1 protein-coding gene is annotated in these 1,476 nt (G+C 59.9%); it reads left to right on the plus strand.

Translation table 11 applies throughout. From position 1 onward, the window contains the following. Positions 1 to 126: 126 nt before the first annotated feature. Complete coding sequence (locus tag AC1DS6_RS42580; RefSeq protein WP_477104802.1) at positions 127 to 1,458, plus strand: IS4 family transposase; 1,332 nt, start codon at positions 127 to 129, stop codon at positions 1,456 to 1,458. Positions 1,459 to 1,476: the final 18 nt, after the last annotated feature.

The following is a 1,476-nucleotide window of genomic DNA, read 5'->3' on the forward strand; positions in this document are numbered from 1 at the left end:
CATCTCCTTATACAAAAGTCCAGCGTCCTGACCGGGCGCAGTGCGACCAGAATTTGATGGGACTTGGGCGGGAGGGGTTGTAAACTCGTGCGGATTCGCGTTTACTCCTGGCTTTTTTGAGCGCGAATGAACAACGAGTCGGGGGCATGGGTGGACGAAGAATTTGAGGCGCTGGATCTTGGCGATCCAAGGCGGGACCGACGGGCGAAGGGGCTGCTGAAGCGACTGGCTGCGAGGCCGACTGCGAGCATTCCTGGCGCATGCGAAGACTGGGCAGAGACCATCGCTGCCTATCGATTTCTCGGCAACGAGGAAGTCGAGTGGACAGACATGATGCAGCCGCATTGGGAGCGCACGGCAGGGCGGGCGCGGCAATTCCCGGTGGTGCTGTGCATTGCAGACACAACCGAGTTGAATTTTAACGGCCAGGAGATCGATGGGCTCGGGCCCTTGAGCTACGAAGCGCAGAGGGGGATGTATCTGCATCCGACCTACGCTGTGACGCCGGATCGGGAACCACTCGGTGTGATCGACGCCTGGATGTGGGCCCGGGAGCCGCTGGATGCAAACGGGCAGCGGGTTGGTATTACAGAGAGCGTACGGTGGACTGAAAGCTACGAACGCGTTGCAGAACAGGCCGCGATGTTGCCTGAGACTCGCCTGGTCTACGTGGCGGATCGGGAAGGCGATATCGCTGCGATGATGGAGCGTGCTAATGAGCTCGGCAATCCTGCAGACTGGCTGATACGTTCCCAACACAACCGCAGCCTTGGTGAGGCAGGCAAGCTGTGGGACACGGTAGACGCCAGCGAAGCTCTGGGAGAGATCGGCTTCATCCTGCCGGGGCGCGCAGGCCAAAAGGCGCGCGAGGTCAAGCAGGAGTTACGTGCGCAACGCGTGAAGCTGCCGGGTAAGACGGGGCCAGCCGTCACCTGCATAGTGGCCCAGGAGATCGGCGCTCCGGCAGGCGTTACCCCTGTCGTGTGGCGACTGCTGACCAACCGGGAGGCTCAAGATACAGATGCCGTCGTCGAGCTGATCGATTGGTATCGAGCCCGGTGGGAGATTGAGATGTTCTTCAATGTCCTGAAGAACGGGTGCAAGGTGGAAGCTTTACAGTTATCCCACATGGACCGCGTGGAACGGGCCCTGGTGTTTTACATGGTGGTGGCGTGGCGCATTGCCCGACTGATGCGTTTGGGCAGAACCTGCCCTGACCTGGACGCGTCGCTATTCTTTGATGCCGATGAGATACGAGGCGCGTATCTACTCGCGAAGAAGGCGCGCCCAAAGACGCCCGTCACGCTCAATCAAATGATCCGCTTGATCGCGTCACTGGGTGGTTTCCTGGGCCGCAAGAGTGATGGCGAGCCCGGCGCCAAAACGATCTGGATCGGCATGCAGCGAACCATGGATGCTGCGTTCATGATCCTGGCGCTACGGGCTGAGGACTCATGACTTCTGTATAAGGAGATG

It is taken from the genome of Cupriavidus sp. 05L310 (assembly GCF_056398185.1).

Coding starts and splice junctions, on each gene's coding strand:
- AC1DS6_RS42580 (WP_477104802.1), top strand. CDS start 127: ATGAACAACGAGTCGGGGGCATGGGTGGACGAAGAATTTGAGGCGCTG.